The 21578-nt window shown below is 65.4% G+C and carries 23 protein-coding genes and 1 tRNA gene; 18 read left to right on the top strand and 6 right to left on the bottom strand.

Annotation, left to right across the window (positions count from 1 at the left end):
- Window positions 1-3: 3 nt before the first annotated feature.
- From V5F77_RS02360 to V5F77_RS02300, 13 genes are all read left to right on the top strand, one after another.
- Window positions 4-1125, top strand: coding sequence for a glycine-rich domain-containing protein (locus V5F77_RS02360; protein ID WP_429003716.1), 1122 nt, complete (start codon window positions 4-6; stop codon window positions 1123-1125).
- Window positions 1126-1133: 8 nt separating this feature from the next.
- The gene (locus V5F77_RS02355; protein WP_429003715.1) at window positions 1134-1691 is read left to right on the top strand and encodes a DUF4376 domain-containing protein; all 558 of its coding nucleotides are present in this window, start codon (window positions 1134-1136) and stop codon (window positions 1689-1691) included.
- A gap of 25 nt (window positions 1692-1716) precedes the next feature.
- Window positions 1717-2091 (top strand): hypothetical protein, encoded by a 375-nt coding sequence (locus tag V5F77_RS02350; RefSeq protein WP_429003714.1) that lies wholly within the window; start codon window positions 1717-1719, stop codon window positions 2089-2091.
- A 2-nt stretch (window positions 2092-2093) separates the two neighbouring features.
- Window positions 2094-3482, top strand: a complete 1389-nt coding sequence (locus V5F77_RS02345; RefSeq protein WP_429003713.1) for a hypothetical protein — start codon at window positions 2094-2096, stop codon at window positions 3480-3482.
- Complete coding sequence (locus tag V5F77_RS02340; protein WP_429003712.1) at window positions 3479-3703, top strand: hypothetical protein; 225 nt, start codon at window positions 3479-3481, stop codon at window positions 3701-3703. The genes V5F77_RS02345 and V5F77_RS02340 overlap by 4 nt, the downstream gene beginning before the upstream one ends.
- Before the next feature lie 83 nt (window positions 3704-3786).
- Window positions 3787-4281, top strand: a complete 495-nt coding sequence (locus V5F77_RS02335; RefSeq protein WP_429003711.1) for a TIGR02594 family protein — start codon at window positions 3787-3789, stop codon at window positions 4279-4281.
- On the top strand, window positions 4278-4595 hold the full coding sequence (locus V5F77_RS02330; RefSeq protein ID WP_429003710.1) for a hypothetical protein: 318 nt from the start codon (window positions 4278-4280) through the stop codon (window positions 4593-4595). The genes V5F77_RS02335 and V5F77_RS02330 overlap by 4 nt, the downstream gene beginning before the upstream one ends.
- Window positions 4592-5023, top strand: coding sequence for a hypothetical protein (locus tag V5F77_RS02325; protein WP_429003709.1), 432 nt, complete (start codon window positions 4592-4594; stop codon window positions 5021-5023). The genes V5F77_RS02330 and V5F77_RS02325 overlap by 4 nt, the downstream gene beginning before the upstream one ends.
- Complete coding sequence (locus tag V5F77_RS02320; RefSeq protein ID WP_429003708.1) at window positions 4977-5237, top strand: hypothetical protein; 261 nt, start codon at window positions 4977-4979, stop codon at window positions 5235-5237. Before V5F77_RS02325 ends, V5F77_RS02320 begins: the two co-directional genes overlap by 47 nt.
- Complete coding sequence (locus V5F77_RS02315) at window positions 5234-5530, top strand: hypothetical protein (protein WP_429003707.1); 297 nt, start codon at window positions 5234-5236, stop codon at window positions 5528-5530. Before V5F77_RS02320 ends, V5F77_RS02315 begins: the two co-directional genes overlap by 4 nt.
- A 160-nt stretch (window positions 5531-5690) precedes the next feature.
- Window positions 5691-7235 carry a sensor domain-containing diguanylate cyclase gene (locus V5F77_RS02310; protein WP_429003706.1) on the top strand — a complete coding sequence of 515 codons (1545 nt, stop codon included), beginning with the start codon at window positions 5691-5693 and terminating at the stop codon, window positions 7233-7235.
- Window positions 7236-7553: 318 nt separating this feature from the next.
- On the top strand, window positions 7554-7703 hold the full coding sequence (locus V5F77_RS02305) for a hypothetical protein (protein ID WP_429003705.1): 150 nt from the start codon (window positions 7554-7556) through the stop codon (window positions 7701-7703).
- 114 nt (window positions 7704-7817) lie between these two features.
- Window positions 7818-8084: a hypothetical protein gene (locus V5F77_RS02300; protein ID WP_429003704.1), complete on the top strand. Its 267-nt coding sequence runs from the start codon at window positions 7818-7820 to the stop codon at window positions 8082-8084.
- 121 nt (window positions 8085-8205) lie between these two features.
- On the opposite strand, the gene V5F77_RS02295 is transcribed toward V5F77_RS02300, so the two are convergent.
- The 4 genes from V5F77_RS02295 to V5F77_RS02280 all read right to left on the bottom strand — a co-directional run bounded on the left by V5F77_RS02295 (window position 8206) and on the right by V5F77_RS02280 (window position 10964).
- Window positions 8206-8280, bottom strand: a tRNA-Gln gene (locus V5F77_RS02295).
- A 92-nt stretch (window positions 8281-8372) separates the two neighbouring features.
- Window positions 8373-9158 (bottom strand): enoyl-CoA hydratase-related protein, encoded by a 786-nt coding sequence (locus V5F77_RS02290; protein ID WP_429003703.1) that lies wholly within the window; start codon window positions 9156-9158, stop codon window positions 8373-8375.
- Between the two features lie 115 nt (window positions 9159-9273).
- Window positions 9274-9963 (bottom strand): TIGR02186 family protein, encoded by a 690-nt coding sequence (locus V5F77_RS02285; protein WP_429004030.1) that lies wholly within the window; start codon window positions 9961-9963, stop codon window positions 9274-9276.
- Window positions 9964-10037: 74 nt separating this feature from the next.
- A complete protein-coding gene (locus V5F77_RS02280) occupies window positions 10038-10964 on the bottom strand; it encodes a sulfite exporter TauE/SafE family protein (RefSeq protein ID WP_429003702.1) in 927 nt (308 codons plus the stop codon).
- A gap of 281 nt (window positions 10965-11245) precedes the next feature.
- Here V5F77_RS02280 and V5F77_RS02275 point away from each other — a divergent pair, with 281 nt between their 5' ends.
- On the top strand, window positions 11246-12013 hold the full coding sequence (locus tag V5F77_RS02275; protein ID WP_429003701.1) for an SDR family NAD(P)-dependent oxidoreductase: 768 nt from the start codon (window positions 11246-11248) through the stop codon (window positions 12011-12013).
- A 22-nt stretch (window positions 12014-12035) separates the two neighbouring features.
- Window positions 12036-13280 carry a D-arabinono-1,4-lactone oxidase gene (locus tag V5F77_RS02270; protein WP_429003700.1) on the top strand — a complete coding sequence of 415 codons (1245 nt, stop codon included), beginning with the start codon at window positions 12036-12038 and terminating at the stop codon, window positions 13278-13280.
- Between the two features lie 16 nt (window positions 13281-13296).
- On the opposite strand, the gene V5F77_RS02265 is transcribed toward V5F77_RS02270, so the two are convergent.
- On the bottom strand, window positions 13297-14118 hold the full coding sequence (locus V5F77_RS02265) for a helix-turn-helix transcriptional regulator (protein WP_429003699.1): 822 nt from the start codon (window positions 14116-14118) through the stop codon (window positions 13297-13299).
- Window positions 14119-14430: 312 nt separating this feature from the next.
- Between V5F77_RS02265 and V5F77_RS02260 the strand changes: the two genes are divergently transcribed.
- From V5F77_RS02260 to V5F77_RS02250, 3 genes are all read left to right on the top strand, one after another.
- Window positions 14431-15369 (top strand): ABC transporter substrate-binding protein, encoded by a 939-nt coding sequence (locus V5F77_RS02260; RefSeq protein ID WP_429003698.1) that lies wholly within the window; start codon window positions 14431-14433, stop codon window positions 15367-15369.
- 78 nt (window positions 15370-15447) lie between these two features.
- The gene (locus tag V5F77_RS02255) at window positions 15448-16539 is read left to right on the top strand and encodes a quaternary amine ABC transporter ATP-binding protein (protein WP_429003697.1); all 1092 of its coding nucleotides are present in this window, start codon (window positions 15448-15450) and stop codon (window positions 16537-16539) included.
- Window positions 16536-18518, top strand: coding sequence for an ABC transporter permease (locus V5F77_RS02250; RefSeq protein WP_429003696.1), 1983 nt, complete (start codon window positions 16536-16538; stop codon window positions 18516-18518). The genes V5F77_RS02255 and V5F77_RS02250 overlap by 4 nt, the downstream gene beginning before the upstream one ends.
- A 967-nt stretch (window positions 18519-19485) precedes the next feature.
- Here the strand turns inward: V5F77_RS02250 and V5F77_RS02245 are convergent.
- Window positions 19486-21578: autotransporter family protein (locus V5F77_RS02245; RefSeq protein WP_429003695.1), on the bottom strand; the 2093-nt coding region annotated here is incomplete at its 5' end.

Here is a 21578-nt window from a genome sequence, read left to right as displayed (position 1 = left end):
CTCATGAAATATCTGCCTCCGATCAACGGCAACACTGGCGACCCCAATCGGGGATGGCCCAATGCGGACCCGGCGAATGGACTGGAAGGCGCCATCCCGGGCGGCGAAGCGATAGAGCATCCGCTGCGCGAGCTGCATGCCCTCATCGCCACCAGCGGATTCACGCCAACCTCGGCCGACCTGCAGCAGGTCACCAAGGCGATCCGCTCGCAGCACCTGAATTACTTCCAGGCGACGGGCGGACCCAACGCCTATGCGATCACAATGAGCCCGGCGCCGGCGTCACTGGCCGAGCTTGCGGGCACCCCGTTGAAGATCCTGTTCCCGTGGGCAAACACGGGTGCATCGACCTTGACCATCAACGGGTCCACCGTCGCACTCACCCGCGTCGGGGGGATAGCGCTCGGCGGTGGAGATATTCCCGCATGGGGGCTGATGGAAGCGACGTTCGACGGCACCCAGGCTCAGCTTGCTGCCGTAGCCCCGACCGTTTTCGTTCCCCCCGCCGTGGCCGGGCGATTTCTGAGCATGCAGTTCCTGATCACATCAGGGACCTATACCCCTGGCGCAGGCGTCAATGACGTCATCGCGTTCGCGGTCGGCGCTGGTGGCGGCGGGGGCGGGGGGAGCACGACCTATAACGGCGGCGGTGGCGGCGGTGGCGAGATCGACATCGGTCGTTTCGACGTGACCGGCTGGGGTGCCGGCGTGCCCGTTGTGATCGGCAGCGGCGGCAGCGGCGGGGCTGCTGACACCCCGAATACCCGGGCCGGCTCAGGCGGCACCACGACATTTGCCAACCTAATTAGCGCGGGTGGCGGTCAGGGCGGTGGGTCGGGCAACGGGACGAGTTCTAACGGCTCTGGTGGTGCCGGCGGCTCCGGCGGCGTTGGGACGGCCATTCATTTTCCGGGATCGGCCGGCTCCCCAGGATCTCGCTTCGATGGCGGCGGCGGCGGCGCGGGCCTCTTTGGCGCCGGCGGCGGGCGTGGAGGCCAGGACAATGTCGCTCCCACCTCAGGCGCTGGCGATGGCGGAACTTATGGCGGCGGCGGTGGCGGCGGCGACTCGGGCGGCGGTGGCACCGGTGGAAATGGGGCCATCCTCGTTTTTGAATTTTCGTGAGGATCAACATGACCAAAGCTGCAATTGTCGAAAACGGTCTCGTCACCAACCTCATCGTCATCGACCCGGACAGCCTCCCGGACATCGCCGGGTTGGTCCAGGTACCTGCCGATGTGTCGCCGACAATCGGCTGGGCATGGTCCGCCGAAGATGGCTTCATGGCGCCGGAGATCCCTCTCGCCGACTTGAAGGCCGCAAAGGTCTCGGACCTATCGGCAGCGTGCGCGGCCACCATCGTCGAGGGCTTCGTGTCCTCGGCGCTCGGGGCTCCGCACACCTACCCCTCATCGACGACCGATCAGATCAACCTCATGGGATCGGTCACTGCATCGTTGCTGCCCGACCCAGTCCCCGACTGGTCAACGCCATTCTGGTGCGCGGATCACGTGGACGGTGCGTGGGTGTTCCGGCCGCACAGCGCCGAACAAATCCAGACCGTTGGCGCAGACGGCAAAGCCCACGTCGTCGCCTGCCAGACGCAGCTTGATGGCCTGACGCGGGATGTGGTGGCGGCGATCACGGCCGAGGCCGTTGCCGCGATCGATTGGCCTGACCTGATCGCCTGACCCTTCCGACCATATGGAGCTACACATGAGCAATCCAAACAGCCGGGGCATGATCGGCACGCCAGTCTTCGTGATCGGGGTGGACGAAGAGTCCGAGAGCACCGTGAAGCTGCCGCCGGATCAAGATCCCGACTTCGACACCGCAAATGGCGCACGTCTAGCTGTGACTGCCAGTGTTGCGCTGCTCACCCCGCCGGCCGGCTGCAAGTGGGTGCGGATCGACACTGACGCGGCCATCTACGTCAACACCGCCGGCGCCGCCGCTGCGGCCAATGCTGCATCCATCCGCATCACGACTGGTGCCGAAATCATCCCCGTGAAAGCGGGCGTGGCGGTTTACGCGATGGCAGTGACGGGCACGGCCAATGTCGGAGCCATGCCACTCAAGGCGCGGAGCTGATCATGATCATCGGTCCGCGTGGTCTTGCCGACGGCGGCCCGCAGGTGCGTCGGCTGAGCAATGTGAACATCCTGAACCACCCGCTGGGAATGGACCCGTGGGCGGCCGCAGCGCTCGGGCGGATGACGCTGCCACCTGACACCTTCGTGCAGCGGCTGGACGCCGGGGCACGGATACTGCGTCCAGCCGGCGTGCTTGATGCGCTCGATGGGTTGTGGATGACGTCCAGCTACGACCGAGCGGCCGCCAAGCTCAATCTCGTGCCCTGGACCGGGACGGTGACGAACGCGCTGACGAACAGCGAGTTCGTTGGCGCTGCGCCCGGTGTTTTACCGGATGGCGTAACACTGACGGGCTTCGCGGCGGGCACCGGCAACACATACGAAATCCAGGGCGTCGATAGCGTCAACGGCCAGCGGTTTATCAGGCTGCGCCTCTATGGCACCTCGGTGGGCGTTGGGGCCGTTACGTTCAACGTCCGGTCGGACACGAACGTTGATATCGGGCAGCGATGGACATCGAGCGCGAGCGTGGAGCTTGTCTCGGGCTCCTGGGTCGCGGGCCTCTCTGCCGTGACGCTGCGACTGAACTCGGATGGCGGCGGGAGCAACTTCATACCGGGGGCTCGGGCGCAATACACCAACACCCGCGTTGCGACCCTCGCCTCTACGGCCGGCAACCTTGTTCTGCGATACAACACGCCGACAGCAACGACGACTCCCGTGACTTATGACGTGGTGCTGCGGATTGGCATGCCTCAACTGGTGTGCATGGACGTGCCGGGCAATTACATCCCCACCAGCGGGGCGGCGGCGTCTCAGGTGCAGACGCTGTATCGGTTTGATTTGACCGAGATCAACAACCCGACTTGGACCGCATCGGCACCCGGTGCGCCGGGCGGATACACGGGCAACGGCACCACCAGCTATCTCGACACCAACGCCAATCCGAGCGTGGACTTTGTGCGGATGGCCCTCAATTCGGCCTGCTACGGAGCATGGGCTGGTCTCAATTTGACATCAAATGGCAGCATCCTCGGCGACGCCGCAGGTGCGGCTGGCGTCGTGTACATCAGACCTAGAGACCCTGGTGGTGGCGTCATTGGGCGGATCAATAGCGGCTCTGGCTTTGGCATTGATATAGCGGACGCACGCGGCCTCACCGTGCTCAACCGCACTGGCCCGACCGAAGCCCAAATTTACAAAAACGGGGTCAATATATTTCAGGCCGCGCCAGCATCGTCGACCATGCCGACAACGCTGCATCTGCTGCGGCAGGCTATTTACTATCCCGGCCAGATCAGCGCTGCGCTCGCCGGCGCCTCGCCCACGCCCGCACAGCACCTCGCCGCCCATCAGGGCCTCGCTGCAATCCTGGGAGTGGCCGCATGACCAATCTCTATTTGATCCTCGATCACGACACCGCCCAAGCCGTGCGTGGGCCGACCGATCCCGGCTATGGGCTCGATCCCGTCGAGCTGGCCGATGGCGTCTCATGGGTGCTGCCGGCCGAAGCGCTCACCGCTCCCGAGCACGCGATGCACCATGAGGTGCTGGCCACGATGCTGGTTCGGGCGGTCGCGCCTGACGAGTGGATGCAGCCAAGCGACTGATCTCGCACCCTCCCGAACGACTGCCCCGCCGCCCTCTGAGGCGGCTTTTTCATTTCCACATCATCACATCACTGGAGAGACCTATGGCCGAACCTGTTTGGCTGACGAACGCGCGCGCCTTGTTGGGCACCAAGGAAACCCCGGGCGGCGGCAACACCGCGACCATCATGGGCTGGGCCAAACGGCTCGGCGGCTGGGTCGCCAGCTATTTCACCGGCGACGCCATCCCTTGGTGCGGCCTGTTCGTCGCCCACGTCATGACCTTGAGCGGTTTCAAGGACATCCCGAAAAATCCGCTCGGCGCCCTGCAATGGTCGGACTTCGGCACGGCCCTGCGCAACGGCGCGCCCGGCGCGATCCTCACCTTCCGCCGGCCGGGCGGCGGGCATGTTGGATTCTACATCGGCGAGGATGCCGATTGCTTCCACGTGCTCGGCGGCAACCAGAGCGACGCGGTCACCATCACGCGAGTGGAAAAGAGCCGGCTGGATGCGATCCGCTGGCCCAAGGGCGGCGGCACGCCGGGCCCGCGCGTGTTCCTGACCCGCAGCGGCGCGCCCTCGCGCAACGAGGCGTGAGCCCGCGCCGCGCGCCGGCGCCGTCTGCGCCCGGCAGCGACCATTGGGCGATCCGCCGGCGCATCATCATCGGCACCCTGCTGTTTTGCGCCGGCGAGATCGTCTACCTCACCGGCTGGGGCGCGGACACCGACCTTGCCGGGACGATCGCCAGCGGCGTGCTGTTGCTCGCCGGCTCCACCATCGGCGCCTACGTGTTCGGCGCCGCCTGGGATGACCGCAACACCATGGTGTTCGGCCGCGTGCTCGGCGGCCGCCGCGGCGCGCCAAGCGACCCCACCGACAATCCGCCCGAGGACGGCCCTCCGACATGACCCTTATCGCGTGGATTCTCGCCCTATTGCCCGCCTGGGCAGTCTCGTTCGGCGCCGGCACGCTCGGCCTCGTCGCCGTCGGCGCCATCATCTACGGCCTCGTGCCGTTGGTACCCTATGGGCGCCTGGTGCAGTGCGCCGGCGCGGCCGGGCTGCTGGTGGCCGGCTGGCTCGCCGGCGTCGGATCCGCCCAGGCCGTCAGCGAGGAAGCCGCCCTGCGCGACAGCCTGCGCCAGGCCCAACAGCAGATCACCTTCCTGCAATCGCAGGCCGACGCTCTCCAAGCCGATTCCCAACGTGCCGCGGCCGACGCCGCCGCGCGCCGCACCCTTGAGGACAAGACCCATGCCCTGGAAGCCCGCACGCCTGATGGCACTTGCCTTGACGCCGCTACTTCTGACGGCGTGCGATCCCTCTGGCCGGATTGATCTGCGGCTCGCCGATCTTCCGGCGGACATTCGCGGGTGCTTCGAGGAGCTGACCGGCCGCCCGGCCGGCACCGGCGCTCTCTCGCAAAAGCAGGTCGTCGCGCTGATCGGCCGCCTGCGCGATTCCGAACTGCGCTTGTCGGCGTGCGGCAAACGGCTCATCGCGCTCTATGACGCACAGGCTGCGGCGCTGGCAAAGGCGGGCGAGCCATGACGGGCGAACTGCATGCCGAGATGGTCACCATCTCCCGCGAGGATCTGCGCGAGCTGATCCGGGAGGAAACCAACGCCGCGGTGCATAAGGCCTTCGCCGATATCGGCTTGTATGCGGATGAAGCGAAGGAGCGCGAAGAGGTCCGAGAGGATTTTCGCCACCTGCGGCGCTGGCGGCGCGGCACCGATGCGATGGCCATGACGGTCGGCCGGGCGATCCTGCTGGCGATCACCAGCGGCGTGATGCTGATGCTGTGGGTGGGCTTCAAGATCCACGTCCTGAAGCAGCCATAAAATCCGCACAGCGCCAGCCGCACCTCGCCGGCATCAAGGCGGAAGCGCCCTTGGAACACATTGGGACGAAGCAAAGCACAATTTCTGCGCAAGGTTCGCAGAACGATGGAGATATAAATGCCAAAAATCACTTCCAAAAGATGTATAGATATGCTCGGCGTTGCTCCTTCTGGATAGCGTCAAGGATCCAAGCCCGATTGATGGAGAAATTGTGGAGGACCGTCAGCAGCCGATAGCTGTGCCCCGGAGCGCTCATTTCGTTTTGGCCGCCACCATCGCGGCGTCCTTCATCGTGATGCTCCTTGTGGGGCTGACGCTCTGGCAAGGACACCGGGACGCCCGTGAGAATGCGCGGCGCTCGTCCGAAAATCTGCTGCAGGCGACCGTCGGGCATGTCGACCTACACATGCGGCTCTATTTGTTCGCCCTTGGCCTTGCCGCAGATGCCCTCAACGACCCTGAGTTCGTGTCGTTCACCCCGATCATGAAACACAGGATGCTGGCCGCGATCTCGCAAGTTACGGACTTTGTCGGATCGATACTCATTCTCGACAAGGAAGGCGCGATCGTTGCCGACTCTTCCTCCAGTGAACCACGGCATGGAAATTTCGCCGATCGCGACTATTTTGTTGCGCAACGAGACAAAGCGACAGCGGGCCTCTTCGTGAGCCAGCCCTACCTGAGCCGGCTGCGCGGCGGAGATCCCAGCTTTGTGGTCAGCCGCAGAATCTCAAATCCCGATGGAAGTTTCGCCGGCATCGTCTTGATCGCGGTTCGGCTCGCCTTCATCGGTACCTTCTTTTCCAAAATCGACATGGGAGACAAGGGCGTCCTGGTGATGGCGAACACCGAAGGCAAGATCCTCATGCGGCGTCCTTCGCAGAACGACGATGGAGATGTGGGCACCGACATCGCGAGCAGCCCTAATTTCCTGAGGATTCGCGCGATGGGGTCCGGAACATTCTCAGGAAAGGCGTCCCTGGACGGCGTTGACCGACTCTATACATTTGCTCATGTCGCCGGTACTCCGATGATCGTGATCGCAGCGGTCGCGACGCAGACCATTTTTGATGGATGGCTTCAGCGGGTCGCTGTAATAGGCTCGATTGCCGCGGCCTGCTGTCTGGGGCTGTTGGCGCTAGGGATCCTGTTGCGACGAGAGTTGATCAAGCGCGCGACTGCGGAGGCCGACCTAGCCTTTCTTGCAATCACCGATGCCCTGACCGGCTTGGCCAACCGGAGGCGTTTCGACGATGTGATCGCGAGGGAATGGAGACGGACAAAGCGCACAGGGGCGTCCCTGGCCCTGCTTATGATCGACGCCGACCGGTTTAAGGAACTCAACGATAAATTTGGCCATGGCCGCGGTGACGAGGTGCTCAGGACGCTGGCGAGGGTCATTGACCACTCGATCCGCCGGCCGGGCGATCTAGGCGCACGGTATGGTGGAGAAGAATTCGCGGTGGTGCTGCCTGACACTGACGCAGAGGGCGCCGTCCAGATGGCCGAAACCATCCGATCGCGCTTTGCCTTAGCAGCCAACAATCCAGGCAATTCCAGCGTTCCGGGTTCTACCGTGAGTATTGGCGTGGTGTCCGTGCTGCCAACTGGCGAAGCCTCCGTGAGGCAGTTTATCGACGCTGCGGATGCCGCCCTATATCGAGCGAAGAGCGAAGGTCGCAATCGCGTGGTACTGGGGTCGTAGGCGGCACCGTCGTCTTGCCGGCGAGTACGAACTGCGGCGAAGGCATGCCCCATCGCGCCATGCTCATCTCGCGCACGCCATCCGGCGCATTGCGGACGATCGGTGCTGACACGTCGGGAAAAATGCCTGGCTGCGGCTGAAGGTTGCCGACGCTGCCATGCTCCCGGATGTTGCGAGTGAAATCCCGCATTGCCTGCAACGTCGATGTTTGGCTGTACAGGTTACACATGGCGGGTTTCCGAATACCTTTATGACGTTCCGTTACGGCGCCCTCCTGCGCGGGTGAGTCCCTGTCACCCGCATAGGAGGAGATGACTCATGGACGACGATAAAGCGGCGGCCGACTATATCGCATCGCACACGGAAGAGCTGCGCCGGCTCGCATTGGCCCGTGGATTGCTCGTGCTCGCATATGTCCTGGACATGGCTAAGCATGAGGCCGAGCGAATTTTGCTCACCAAAAAATAGCCGGCCCGTCCCGCCACCTCAGGTTGGCGGGACACCCCGACCACCGCCGCGATTCAGAGTTGTTCTCTTTTTGTTCTCGTGGAATCTATGTCGCCATTAGCAGGAGACAAAGCCATGAGCAGCGCCCGCGGACCTAAACGAGCCTGGACGGCACAGCGCACGACCGAGGCGGTTGCCATGCTGCACGACATTCGGCGGCGAGTGTTGGCGGTGTCGATGCACGCTCCAATCGGCTCGCTCGAGTACGAAGCTCTGATCGTGGTGATGACGGTCACCGCCCAATCGTTGAAGATCTTTGGCTATGACGTTATGAGCGCGCCGGCCAGAAGCGTCATTGAAGCGATGCAAGCGCGGGCGCCCGAATCGAGCGAGGACATCTGATCAAACGCTACGAACAAAACAGGAACAAATTTGTGCCGGTTTTCGTGCGTCTGAAATTCTCCATCTGTTCCGCCGTGTCCGAAGTGTCGGATTGATAGGCTGCGGAAAACAAATGGAAATCTGGCTGGGGCGCCAGGATTCGAACCTGGGAATGGGGGAATCAAAATCCCCTGCCTTACCACTTGGCGACGCCCCATCGCGATGGGCGCGGACCATATCCGCTAAAGCGGGCCGAATGCAACGCCCCGCGACGCCTTTTCCCGCCTCGATAAGCAGGATCGGCGCCGGTCAATTGCCGCTGAAACGGGGCGCGCGTTTTTCCGCGAACGCGAGGCGGCCCTCGCGATAATCCCCGCTCGCATTGGCAAGGGTGGTCAGCCGCCGCGCCTCGGCCGCGACGGCGCCGCCGGCGCCCTCGGCCGCGCGGATGGCCGCTTTCGCCGCGCGAAGCGTCAAGGGCGCGTTCTCGCCGATGCGGGCGGCCACCTTCTCGGCCAGCGCATCCAATTCGTCGGCCGACGCGATATGGTCCACCGCGCCGGTTTCATAGGCACGGGTCGCCTTCAGCCGCTCGGCGCCGAAAAAGAGCTGGCGCGCGCCCTGGCTGCCGAACACCCGCACGACGCGCACCACCCCGCGCGGATCGTAGCCGAGGCCGAGCCGAGCGGCGGGAATGGCGAAGAAGGCCGCGTCGGACGCCACCCTGAGATCGCAGCTCGCAGCCAGCGCCGCGCCGGCGCCGACGCAGGCGCCATGAATCAGGGCAAGGGTCGGGAAGGCCACCGCCTCGATGGCCGCGCACGCGCCTTCCACCAGTTCGTCATAGGTCTGCGCGCCCGAGCTGTCGGAGCGGGCGGCATCGAAATCGGAAATGTCGGCGCCGCCGGAAAAAGCCAGGGTGCCCTCGCCGCGGACGATGGCGACGCGGATATCCGCGCGCTTGGCGGTGTCCGAGGCAAACGCCGCGAGCGCGCGCCACATGCCGCTGGATATGGCATTGCGCCGTTCGGGATTGGACAAGGTGAGCCGCGCGATGCCGCCCTCGATGGAAACAGAAACATCACCCGAGGCCATGTGTCCCCTCGCTCGCTCGAACCGCCGGCGTCATGCATTGGAACGCACCGCCTGCCTAGCGCAGATCGGCGCCGTCCGCCAACATTGTCGGCGCCTTTGGCGCCTGCCGCAACGTTCAGTCGCGCTTGAACAGGAGGTTTGCCACCAGACCGACCACCAGCGAACCGATCGCCACCGCAAGGCCGTACAACAGGCTGGAGTGCTCCGCGAACTGGGCCAGATCCTGCTCGAACCCGCCCTTCTCCACCACCACCGAGGTCGCGGCGGTCTGGAGCAACTGCCCGTCGGCGAACAGTTTCACCGTCACTTCATAGGAGCCGACCGGCGCGCGGGCGGGAATGCGGAACGCGGTGCGGAAGGCGGTGGCGGAGAGCAGGTTCACCCCGTTCGGCGCCTCGCCATAGAGCCCCTCGTCCTGCTTGATGCGCAGGAACGCGAGACGGAAGGGATCGTCCGGCACCACGTCGGCGAAATCCGGCCCCACCCGCTGCAGGAAGATGTTGCGCTTCAGCCCGATCTGCTCGCGCCGCAGGATTTCGGGCGCGGCAATCTCCGTGGCGGGGCGGTTGGTGGCCACCGCGAGCACGGCCGGGCAATCGACGAAGGTGCGGCTGTCGGTGTTCACATAGAGGCCCAGCACCCGCGATTTGCGCCAGGTGACGAAGGTTTCCTGCGGCCCGCGCACGGTCACGGCGAAATCGTAGCGCCGCCCCGCCGTTGCCTGATCCACACCCTCGACCACGCCGAACAGGACCAGATCGGCACCGGTGAAGTTGGAATGGATGAGCACATGGGGCTCTGACACAGACAAGATCAGGCGCTCCGCGCGCGCACCGGCGCACGCCGCCAATATAAGCGCCCACGCGAGCAGGAGGCGGCTCAATTTCCCCTCCCCTTGGCGGTCACAGCGAACGGATCGGAGGGGGGGCGTGCCAGATCGAAGCCCATGCGCAAGCCCACCGCCAGCACCAGCAGGCCGAGCAGGAGGCGCAGGTGCTCCGCCTTCAGCGATTGGCCGGCACGGGCGCCGAACTGGGCGCCCATGGTGCCGCCGACCATCAGGATCAGCGCCAGAACCGCATCCACCGTGCCGTTCGCCACCGCCTGGAGCACGGTCGCCGCCGTCATGGTGACGAGGGTCAGCACCAGCGAGGTGCCGACCGCGGTCTGGGTCGGCACGCGCAGCAGATAGATCAGCGCCGGCACCAGCAGGAACCCGCCGCCGACGCCCAGCAGCGCGCCGAGAAAGCCGATGCCGAAGCCGATCACCACCACCGGGATCGCCGACACATAGATGCGCGAGCGGCGAAACCGCATCTTCAGGGGCAGACGCAGCAGCCAGCCGTGGGTGCCGGGGCGGCGGATGCTCACCCCCTGCCCGCGCCGCGACCGCAGGATCGCCCGCACGCTCTCCACCAGCATCAGGCCGCCGACGCTGCCGAGCAGGGTCATGTAGGACAGACCGATCACCAGATCGACCTGGCCATAGGCGCGCAGCAGCGTGAACGTGGCGACGCCCGCCGCAGTGCCCACCAGGCCGCCGGACAGCAGCACCCCGGACAAAGGGAGGTCGATCAAGCCTTTGCGCAGATACGACAGGGCGCCGGAAAAGGACGAGGCGGCCATGTGGGCCGAGACGCTCGCCACCGCGACCGCCGCCGGCACGCCGGTGAAGATCAGCAGCGGGGTCATGAGGAAGCCGCCGCCAACCCCGAACATGCCGGAGATGAAGCCGACCGCGAGGCCCATCGCGAAGATCGCGAAGATGGCCACCGGCAGTTCGGCGATCGGGAGATAGATGGTCACGGCGGCATCCGGTCTGCGCCGCCGAAGCCGGCGGCAACCACCCGCGATCAAGGCAGGCTCGGCCCTGGCCTATAGCAGATTCCCGCCTGCGCGGACTCGTTTCGAACCTCTATCCCTTTGGGGATATGGGCACGCCCGCCCCGTGCCAGAACAATGGCGCCTCATCCGCCGGCCCCGGACCGGCACCGGCGAGCTTCAAGGAGCCAACCCATGGGCCAGGACAGCGGGCGCGCGCACGCGCCGAAAGCAGCGGGCGCGGAACCGGTGGGGCGCGCGCGGCCATGAGCGGGCGACTGTCCGGGCGCGTCGCCCTGGTGAGCGGCGGCGCCGGCGGCTGCGGGCGCGCCGCCTCCGAATTGTTTGCGCAGGAAGGCGCGAAGGTCGCCATCGTCGATCTGCCCGGGAGCGCGGGCGCCGCGCTGGCGCAGGAGATCGCCGCCGCCGGGGGACAGGCCATGTTCGCTGCGGCGGATGTCTCGGACAGCGCGGCGGTCAGCGCGGCGGTGGCCGAGGTGGAGCGCGGCTTCGGCCCCGTCACCGCTTTGTTCAATCACGCCGGCACGCTGGTGGTGAAGCCGTTCCTCGACACGACGGAAGCGGAATGGGACCGCCTGATGGGCATCAACGTGCGCAGCATGTTCCTGATGACCAAGGCGGTGCTGCCGGGGATGATCGCGGCGGGCGGCGGCGCCATCGTGTGCACCTCGTCCATCTCGGCGGTGGCGGGCACGCCCATGGAAGTGCTCTACGACACCACCAAGGGCGCGTGCCACATGTTCGCCCGCGCCATCGCGGTGGAATTCCGCGAGCGCAACATCCGCTGCAACGCCGTCTGCCCCGGCTTCATCCGCACGCCCCACGGCATCCGCGAGGTGGAGGAATTGACGCGCTACGGCATCGACGTCTCCGACGCCACTCTCGCCGCCCAGCAGGGGCGGCTGTGCCGGCCGGACGAGGTGGCGAAGGCCGCCTTGTTCCTGCTGAGCGATGATGCAAGCTTCGTCAGCGGCACGCATCTTTTCGTGGACAATTGCTTTACCGCCATGTGAAGGGCGAAGCGAGGGGGAGATCATGGAACTCGGAACCGGCGGCCACTGGAACAATTGGGTCGGCAATCAATCGTTCATTTCCCAGCACGCCGCGGTGCCGGAGAGCGAGGACGAATTGTGCGCCCTGGTGGCGGAGGCGGGACGGCGCGGCCTCAAGGTGCGGGTCGCCGGCTCGGGCCATTCCTTCACCCCCGTGGTGGCGACTCCCGGATTGCGGCTATCGCTGGAAAAGCTCAGCGGCATCCGCAAGGTGGACATGGCGCGCAAGCGCGTGAGCCTGGCGGCGGGAACCCGCATCGGCGATGCCGGCCGCGCGCTGAAGGCGCTGGGTCTTTCGCTGACCAACCAGGGCGACATCGACACCCAGGCGTTTGCCGGCGCGCTCTCCACCGGCACCCATGGCACCGGCATCAAGCTCGGCAACCTCGCCTCGCAGGTGGTGGGCATGCGGCTGGTCCAGCCGTCCGGCGAGATCCTGGAAGTGACCGACGCGGATCCCGACCTGCTCAATGCGATGCGGGTCTCCATCGGCCTGTTCGGGGTGATCAGCGAAGTCACGCTGCAGGTGATGGACGCCTATAATCTGCGCGAACGGCTGTGGCGCGACGATTTCGAGACCTGCCTCGCCAATCACGACGCCCTGGCCGCGGAGCACCGGCATTTCGGCTTCTTCTGGTGCCCGACGCCGGAGAGCCGCCATCTCTATTGCCTGCCCGACACATCTCCCGTCTCCACCACCTCGAAACGCGCGGACGTGTGCGAGATGAAGGTGATGGACATCACCGACGAACCGCCGGAGGCGGCGCAAGGCCCGTTCGAGCGCATCGCCTATTCCTCGGAAATCTACCCGATCGAATATGTGCCGAATTTCCACGAGCTGGAATATGCGGTGCCGCTGGCAAAGGGGAAGGATGCGCTGTGCGAGGTGCGCGCGCTGATGCAGGCCAAGCACCTGGATTGCATTTATCCTCTGGAATACCGTTTTACTGCCAGTGATAAAGGCTGGATCAGCCCATTTTATGAGCAGGACAGCGTGACCGTGTCCGTGTCGGGCGGTCCGGGCATCGCCTATTGGCCGTACCTTAGGGAAGTGGACGGCATTTTGCGCCAATATGCCTCGCGTCCCCATTGGGGCAAGCTGCACTTCATGAACCGGGACGATGTGGACGCACTCTATCCCAAGGCGCACGCCTTCCGCGACCTGCGCCGCAAGCTCGACCCGGACGGCATGTTCCTCAACGACCACTTAGGCTTGCTGTTCTCCTGAACCTGCGCGCCCGGCCTCAAAACCGCGCGGCGGCCGCCGCGCGGGGAAGCATTGCGGGTTGGCGGTTCATGTCCTGGATAAACAGGTTGAACAGCTCGGTCTGGCTGGAGATGTTGAGCCGCCGGTAAATGTTCTTGCGGTGGATCTTCACCGTCCCCTCGGACAATTCCAGGATCTCGGCGATCGAGGTGCTGGAATGGCCGCGCAGGATCAATTGCACGATGCGCCGCTGCTGATGGGTGAGGCTGCTCTCGCAGAACCGCTCGAATGCCGCTTCCATAAGGGTTTGCCGTGGAACCGGAAATTCTTCGAGCGAGCGGAAATGGCTGCGCAGCGTCTGCCGTACCACCGGCTCCGTGGCGCGCAGCGCGGCCAGGTCCTCGTCGCGGAACGGCTCGTGCCCCTTCATGCGCATCAGCGAATAGACCGCCGAGCTGCCACCCCGCAGCGGTACGATGAAGCCGATTTCCTCGACCAGGGCCCCCGGCTCCATGGAAACGCAGGGATGGACCTCGGCGGAATTGAAGAAGTCGGAAGAAAAGAAATCGTCCGGCGCCAATTGCGCCATGCGCCAGAGGCCCGGCGCATGGCCGTGGACGCAGGCGGTATAGAAAGGGTCCAGCAGATAGGTGCCGCCGAGATAGGCATCAAGCGCCTGGGGGGAGGCATGATGCTGGTATCCGTCGTGCAGAAAGATCGGGCGACGCCCGAACGGATAGGCGAATATTGTTGAAAAATCAAAGCTTACCACGTCGTTGAGCATCTCATCCAGCACCTGGATCAGGCTCTCCTGGCCGATATGCTCGATCAACCGCGCCGTCGTTTCGGGAGTGAACACGTGCCTGGCCCTCCGTTCGTCTGGCCCGCGGAAGCCTTGCAAGAACGGGGCCTTTTTTGCGTGAGAAGAAAATAATCTTCGCCCAAAGATCGGCCGGCATACCCCTTTAGGGATATGGCTCGCCTCGGATCGAGCGCGAACAATCCCCTTTCAGAAGGCTCGAACCGGGGATGAGCAGGCCGCCAGCGCAAGGCCGCCCGCCTCCCCCACACAACGGCCCAGGCATTGCATGGGCCATGTCGGCGAGCCTCGACGACCGTGAGCCGCGATTGCTCGCGTGGCATCCGACGATCTGAACCAAGGGGAAAGCAGATGCTGGGTAAATATGTGAAAGCTGCGGTCGTCGCCGGCGGGCTGGTGTCCGCCTTGGCGGGCGCACCTGCGGCCTATGCGGCCGATTCCAAGGACCCGATCATCATCGCCCTGCATGACTGGACCGGCCAGGCGATCACCTCCCACATCGCGGGCGAGATCGTGAAGTCCAAGGGCGACAAGGTCGAATACGTCACCATCGACTATCTCACCGGCCTCACGGCGATGGAGAACGGCGACATCACCTTCATGTCGGAGCTGTGGGCGACCACTGCTGGCGATGCCATGAAGGCGTCGGACGCCACCGGCAAGACCGAGAACCTCGGCCCCCTCGGCCCCAAGGCCAAGGAGGAGTGGTGGTACCCCATGTACATGAAGGAGAAGTGCCCCGGGCTGCCGGACTGGCACGCGCTGCTGAAGTGCGGCGAAGCCTTCGCCGTGCCCGAGACCGCCCCTAAGGGCCGCTATCTCGGCATGGAAGCGACCTGGGGCGGGCATGATCCGGAGCGTATCAAGGCGCTCAAGCTGCCGTTCGTCGCCGTCGATGCCGGCACCGAGGCTGCCATGTTCGCCGAGTTGAAGTCCGCCTATGAGCGCAAGGCGCCGATCATCCTGTGGGTCTATTCGCCCCATTGGGTGCCCTCGGTGTTCGAAGGCGAATGGGTGCAATTCCCCGAATATACCGACGCCTGCTACACCGATCCCAAGTGGGGCGTGAACCCCGATCTCGCCTTCGACTGCGGCAAGCCGCACGGCGACATCTTCAAGTACATCTCCGCCAAGGCCAAGACCAAGTGGCCCGAGGCCTACAAGGCCCTGAAGGACTTCAAGGTCGACGGCCCCGAGCTGAACCTGATGGTCAAGGCCGTGGACGTGGACGGCAAGTCCATCGACGACGTGGTCGCCAAGTGGATGGCCGATCACAAGGGCCAGTATTGAGCGCCCTCGCCTGAGGCAGTGAACCGCCGGCCCCGCGGGGCCGGCGTCTTTTCCCTTTTGATCTTGGAATGAGAGCTTATGGCCGCAGCCTCCCAGGCCGCCACCGTCGCGCCGCCCGTCGCGGCAGCAAAGACCCTGGCCCCCGCCGAGCGTCCGGTGGCGCTCACCTGCCGCAATCTCTGGAAAGTCTATGGCGACGGCGCCTCCGCCTTCATGCAGGCGCATGAAACGCCGACGCCGGAAGAGATCCGGCAGGCCCGGCTGTTCGCCGCCGTGCGCGACGTGACGCTGGAAGTGGGACGCGGCGAGATCTTCATCATCATGGGGCTGTCCGGCTCCGGGAAATCCACGCTGGTGCGCTGCATGTCGCGCCTCGTGGAGCCGACCGCGGGCGGTGTGTTCTTCGAGCACAAGAGCCTGCTGCGCATGACCGACGAGGAGCTGATTCAGCTCCGCCGCCACAAGATGGGCATGGTGTTCCAGAATTTCGCATTGCTGCCGCACCGCACGGTGCTGGGCAATGTGGCCTTTCCGCTGGAAGTCCAGGGCATGGGCAAGGCCGAGCGCGAGACGCGGGCGCTGAAGGTGATCGAGTTGGTCGGCCTCGGCGACAAGTCCGGGCATTATCCGCGCGAATTGTCCGGCGGGCAGCAGCAGCGCGTGGGCATCGCCCGCAGCCTCGCCGTGGAGCCGGACCTGTGGTTCCTCGACGAGCCGTTCTCCGCGCTCGATCCCCTGATCCGCCACGAGATGCAGAACGAATTTCTGCGCCTCCAGCGCCTGCTCTCCAAGACCATCGTCTTCATCACCCATGATTTCGACGAGGCGATCCGCCTCGGCGACCGGGTGGCCATCATGAAGGACGGCGCGGTGATCCAGGTGGGCACGCCCGAGCAGCTCGTGATCTCCCCCGCCTCGGACTATGTCTCCGCCTTCACCAAGCATGTCTCGCGGGCCAAGGTGCTGCGGGTCGGCAGCATTGCCGTGCCGGCGCGCGAAGGCGAGCATCTCGGCGGCGCGGTGAGCGCGAGCGCCCGCGTGGCCGAGGTCGCCGCCCTCTCCGTGGACAGCACCGCCCCGCTCGCGGTGGTGGACGAAGCCGGCACGCTGGTCGGCAAGCTGGAGCGCGCCGCCGTCATCGAGGTTCTGGTCAGCGGGGCGCGGGCATGAGCGATTTCGCCGTCGCGCCCGCCCGCAGGGGCGTCCGTTTCTCGCCCGGCTGGCTGATCGCCATCGTCGTCACCGCTTTACTGGTGGCCCCCCTCGCCGCGCCGGACAGCTTTCGCTGGGCGCTGAGCTATCCCACCGCCTGGGTGGTGCCGGTGTCCGACTGGCTGCGCGCCTTCCTCTACTGGCTGGTGCGGGATCTCAGCTTCGGCCTGTTCACTTTCAAGGATATGACCCGCTTCGTGGCGTCCCTCTTCGCGGCTGCGCTTCAGGTGCCGAAGGCCGTCTTCTCCACCGGCTTCACGTTCGGCGAGGATGGCTTCCATATTCCCCGCCTGTCCTGGGCCGGCATCATCTGCGCCATGGGCATCTGGGGCTATATGCTCGGCGGAATGCGCCTCGCGGCGCTTGGGGCGCTCGGCTTCGGCTACATCGCTTTGTTCGGCCAATGGGACAGCGCCATGGTCACGCTCTCCCAGGTGGTCCTGGCGGTGGCGTTCGGCGTCGCCTCCGGCCTGATGCTTGGCATCTGGGCGTTCCGCGCGCCGCGCCTCCAGCCGGCGGTGGTGGCGACGCTGGACTTCATGCAGACGGTGCCGACCTTCGCCTATCTGGTGCCGCTGATCTTCCTGGTGGGCGTCGGCCCGGTCTCCGGCCTCATGGCCACCATTCTCTATGCCATGCCGCCCATGGTGCGCGTGACCATGATGGCGCTGAAGGCCGTGCCGCCGGAATTGGACGAGCTCGGCCGCATGACCGGCTGCACCACCCGGCAGGCGCTATGGAAGGTGCTGGTGCCCTCGGCCCGCGACGATCTGCTGATCGGCGTCAACCAGGTGATCATGCTGACCCTCAACATGATCATCATCGCCGCCATGGTGGGCGCCGGCGGCCTCGGCTTCGACGTGCTCAATGCGCTGCGCCAGCCGAACGGCCTCGGCAAGGGCCTGGAAGCCGGCATGGCCGTGGTGGCGCTCGCCATCGTGCTCGACCGCATGAGCCGCGCCGTGGTGGAGTTGCGCCCGGTCCATGGCAAGGCGGCATTGGTCCGGCGCCGGTTCTTCTGGGCCGGGCTCGCCGTCCTGCTCGGCTTCACCCTGCTCTCATTCGCCATACCCGAACTGGAGGTCCTGCCGCGCGACTGGCGCGTCTCCACCGGCAGCATGTGGTCGGAAGTGGTGAGCTTCGTGAACACCCATCTGTTCACCGCCGCCGAGGCCTTCCGCACCTTCATCCTGCTCAACCTTCTCCTGCCGGTGAAGAATGCGCTCATCGGCATGCCCTGGCCCGCGCTGATCGCCTTGGTGGGCGCCGGCGCCTGGCGGCTCGGCGGCTGGCGCTTCGCCCTCGGCATGATGGCACTGATCGCCTTCATCCCGGTCGCCGGGCTCTGGGAGCGCGGCATGACCACCATCTATCTGTGCGGCATCTCGGCGATCATCGCCATTCTCATCGGCGTGCCGCTCGGAGTGCTCGGCAGCCGCTCCGACCGGCTGCACAAAGTCCTCGGCACCTTGTGCGACACGCTGCAGACCCTGCCGGCCTTCGTCTATCTGCTGCCGGTGGTGATGCTGTTCCGCATCGGCGACGTCTCGGCCATGGTGGCGATCGTGCTCTATTCGCTGGTGCCGGCGATCCGCTTCACCGACCACGGCCTGCGCCGCGTGCCGCCCAGCCTGACCGAAGCCGGCACCATGGCCGGCTGCACCCCCATGCAGCGCCTGCTGAAGGTGGAGCTGCCCTATGCCCTCCCCGAGATCATGCTGGGGGTGAACCAGGTGATCATGATGGCGCTGAGCATGCTGGTGGTCTCGTCCTTCGTCGGCACCAACGACCTCGGCAAGCAGATCCAGGTGGCGATCTCCCAGGCCGACCCCGGCAAGGGCCTCTCGGCCGGCCTCGCCATCGCCTTCCTCGGCATATTGACGGACCGCATGATCGGCCGCTGGGTCGCCGCCCGGAAGGCGCAGATGGGGCTTTGACCGGACCCGCCCCCCTCCCCCCGAGGGGACGGGCGGCGGAGACCTCATCGAGGGGTGGTGGATGGAGCGGCGGTGGATGGAGAGGTGGTGGCCGGCAGGCCGCCGCCGTTTCGGGCTGCGAGGGACATCGCGTGCCGCGTCTCCCGCGCGCATCGCCAGAACTTCTACGGAAAAGGCGAAATTCGTGCGCAGAACATGCGCGAAATCGCGAACGAATCCGCTGTTCATCTTCGCCCGACGGGCGTTTCACATGAAACATTCGGGACCGGGCCGAGGCTGTGGCGGCGTGTCACGACTGGGACAGATTGGTCCGGGACGTCAGGAGAAAAACATCCCCGCACCAGAGCCGGAACATCCCGCACCACTGAAATTGCCTTGGCATTTCAATGCGGGAATTCAAGCGGAAGAGGAATCGATGTAGCTGATTAAGCCTATGACTTATAACAAAAAATGCAGGTAGAAAATTTTCCATGCCTACAGACATGCCTACATTTTTCGCGGCTGCAGCTTCGTTAGTTCGATCCGCAAAAAGCGGAATCCCCCTGCATTTCACCGCGTGTGGACAAGAAGGCGAACTTCCGCAGCGCAAAGCCGATCGTCGACTGCCTGAACAAGATCAGGCCGGATCTGCAGCAAGCGCCGCGCGATCTAGACTCGCCCGCAACGGTCATAGTTGCAAGAGCAAGCCGTAATGCGGTGGTCTTACCTGTGGAGCTCTCTCCCGTGAGTTGGAAGCAAGCGCCCTCAACCACCTGTTGCGGCTTTGCGAACAGTTCGCGCCGCACCCTCACGGAGACCCACGTTCCGTCGTTACGGCTGAACGAGTGGACAATCACCACGTCGAAGGGCGCGGGCTTCGATGCGCTACTATGCAATGCTCGACGAGCAGCAAATGGCAGCGTGACTTAAACCAAATGGCTCCGGTGAAGCCCGTGCGGGGTACCGTGACTGGCGCCCCGCGTCCTGCTCACCAGGTGAAGCGCATGCCGCCCCACAGTTGATGGTTGTCGCTGCCGCCGCCCAGTTCCGCGTCATAGCTGGCGAACAGCGCGGCATTGGGTAGGATCTGGGCCTCGGCACCGAAGCCGATGAGTGCGCTGTCCCGCTGCTCCGGCGCACCGAACACGGTGAACGATGCCCAGGACGCGGCGGCGAAGGCCGCCGTGAACGGGCGGGCGGTGTCGCCGAACTCGTGCACCCAGGCGAGCCGCACGCTGAGGTCCAGCGGCATGCCCCCGACCGCGAGCCGGGTGCCGAAGTCGGCGCCCAGCGCGGTGCGCACCGAGGTCAGCGTCTGTCCGCTCGCGGTCAGATTGTAGGCGCTGAGGCCGGTCTCGGTGAAGGCGCCCTGATTGAGGCTCACCACCTGCAGGCGGCCGAACGGCGTGATCGCGCTGTTGGCGCTGCCGTCGAAGGGGAAGCGGTAGCCGGTCTCGATCTGGCCGAGGAACTGGTTGGCGGATGCGGCGCCATTGGCGATGCCAACGACGCCGGGCACCGCGATGATGCGCTCCAGATCGTTGCTGGCATGGGCATAGCCGAGCAAAGCGTCCACATAGACCGGGCCTTGCGCGAACGAGCCGTGGATGGCGACGCTGCTCGCCTCCGTGTCGCCGTCGCCCATGAAGCCGGCGACCGACTGCGAGCCGCCCACGAACGCAGCGGCGATGCCCATCTGGAAGCGCGGGTCGATCCGGTAGTTGATGCCGAAGGCCGTGCCGCCCAGCGAATAGGAGAGGTCGGAGGCATTTCCATTGCCGTCGAGGCTGCCCTTGGTGCCGATGCCGCTGACCCAGCCGGTGAAGCGGGACTGGCCGTCGAGGCCCGGCGCATCGAGGGCAACGCTTTGCCCGCCACCAAAGCCCGCGCCGCGATCGGACGCCATCTGGCGGCCCACCGTGTTCATGAACAACTGGCTGGCCCGCAGGTTCACCGTGGCGAAGTCGGCATAAGGCTGGCCGCTGAGCTGCTGCAGCGTCGCGGTGCCGGAACCGACCGGCACGGTCCCGAGCGTGGTGAGGAGGGGGGACGTGGCGCCGGTCGCAGCCACCAGATCTAGGGCGCCGCCCACCGCCTGCTGGTTGGCCGTGACGCCGCCGGCCCGGAAGGCGCCGGGTGCGAAACCGATGGTGAGATAGAGGTTCTGCGCATCAAACGACAATTCGGGGGACAGGAATGCGGTGGTGCCGCCGGTGATGGTGTCGAAATGCGCGGTGCCGCCGCCGTCGGCGGAGACGATCGTATAGCGGGTGCCGGGGGTGTAGACGCCGGGCTCCTGCACGATGCTCAGTGTGCCGGCCTTGATGATCGCCGTATGGTCGGCTCCGATGACGATGATGCGGTCGCTGTCGCCGGCGTTGTTCACCTCCACCACCATCTCGCCGGCGTCGAATTCGAAATCGCCATTGATCGTCAGATGGCCGATGGAGTTGCCGGGGGTGATCTTGCCCCCATTGTTGATGACATTGCCGTTGACCCGGCTGCTCCCCTGAAGCGTGCCCCCCTTGTTGACAGACACGTTGCCGTTCAGCGTGCCATTCACGGCGAGGAGGCCGCCGTCGTTGATATTGGTGCCGTCGCCGGCGCTGTTCAGGGTGCCGTTCAGGGCAAGGGTGGCCCAGATCGTGGTGCCCTCACCGGCCGTGCTCAGGGTGCCGTTCAAGACGAGGGTCCCGGTATTGACCGTGGCGCCGCCAAGGGCGCTGTTGATGCCATTGAAGATGAGCTTCCCCTTGCCGTTCTTGGCGATCTCGCCTTCGCCTTCGAGGCCGCCTGCGTAGGTGCCGTCGACACTCTCTTTGAAGGTCAGCTCCGCCCCTTTGGCGATATGGATCTTGCCGACGAGGTTCTTGCTCGAGCCCTCAAGATGACCTTGCTGCACATCGAATGCGTAGCCGTCGCCCAGCCCCTTGAACTTGGTCTCGCCGGTCAGCATCAGAAAGCCCGCGCCGGTCTTCACGATAGTGCCGTACCCTGTCTCGGTGCCGAGGCCTGTGATGTTGCCCGCAAATTCGGCGGCGCCCCTCTGCTGATCGAAGACGATCGAGCGGGCATTGGTAT

The organism is Roseixanthobacter psychrophilus (genome assembly GCF_043195195.1).
GTDB lineage: Bacteria > Pseudomonadota > Alphaproteobacteria > Rhizobiales > Xanthobacteraceae > NCEH01.
The sequence above is the reverse complement of the archived record's forward strand: the minus strand, read 5'-3'. Positions and strand labels throughout refer to the sequence as shown.

Coding starts and splice junctions, on each gene's coding strand:
- V5F77_RS02360 (WP_429003716.1), top strand. CDS start 4: ATGAAATATCTGCCTCCGATCAACGGCAACACTGGCGACCCCAATCGG.
- V5F77_RS02355 (WP_429003715.1), top strand. CDS start 1,134: ATGACCAAAGCTGCAATTGTCGAAAACGGTCTCGTCACCAACCTCATC.
- V5F77_RS02350 (WP_429003714.1), top strand. CDS start 1,717: ATGAGCAATCCAAACAGCCGGGGCATGATCGGCACGCCAGTCTTCGTG.
- V5F77_RS02345 (WP_429003713.1), top strand. CDS start 2,094: ATGATCATCGGTCCGCGTGGTCTTGCCGACGGCGGCCCGCAGGTGCGT.
- V5F77_RS02340 (WP_429003712.1), top strand. CDS start 3,479: ATGACCAATCTCTATTTGATCCTCGATCACGACACCGCCCAAGCCGTG.
- V5F77_RS02335 (WP_429003711.1), top strand. CDS start 3,787: ATGGCCGAACCTGTTTGGCTGACGAACGCGCGCGCCTTGTTGGGCACC.
- V5F77_RS02325 (WP_429003709.1), top strand. CDS start 4,592: ATGACCCTTATCGCGTGGATTCTCGCCCTATTGCCCGCCTGGGCAGTC.
- V5F77_RS02315 (WP_429003707.1), top strand. CDS start 5,234: ATGACGGGCGAACTGCATGCCGAGATGGTCACCATCTCCCGCGAGGAT.
- V5F77_RS02305 (WP_429003705.1), top strand. CDS start 7,554: ATGGACGACGATAAAGCGGCGGCCGACTATATCGCATCGCACACGGAA.
- V5F77_RS02300 (WP_429003704.1), top strand. CDS start 7,818: ATGAGCAGCGCCCGCGGACCTAAACGAGCCTGGACGGCACAGCGCACG.
- V5F77_RS02290 (WP_429003703.1), bottom strand. CDS start 9,158: ATGGCCTCGGGTGATGTTTCTGTTTCCATCGAGGGCGGCATCGCGCGG.
- V5F77_RS02275 (WP_429003701.1), top strand. CDS start 11,246: ATGAGCGGGCGACTGTCCGGGCGCGTCGCCCTGGTGAGCGGCGGCGCC.
- V5F77_RS02270 (WP_429003700.1), top strand. CDS start 12,036: ATGGAACTCGGAACCGGCGGCCACTGGAACAATTGGGTCGGCAATCAA.
- V5F77_RS02260 (WP_429003698.1), top strand. CDS start 14,431: ATGCTGGGTAAATATGTGAAAGCTGCGGTCGTCGCCGGCGGGCTGGTG.
- V5F77_RS02255 (WP_429003697.1), top strand. CDS start 15,448: ATGGCCGCAGCCTCCCAGGCCGCCACCGTCGCGCCGCCCGTCGCGGCA.
- V5F77_RS02250 (WP_429003696.1), top strand. CDS start 16,536: ATGAGCGATTTCGCCGTCGCGCCCGCCCGCAGGGGCGTCCGTTTCTCG.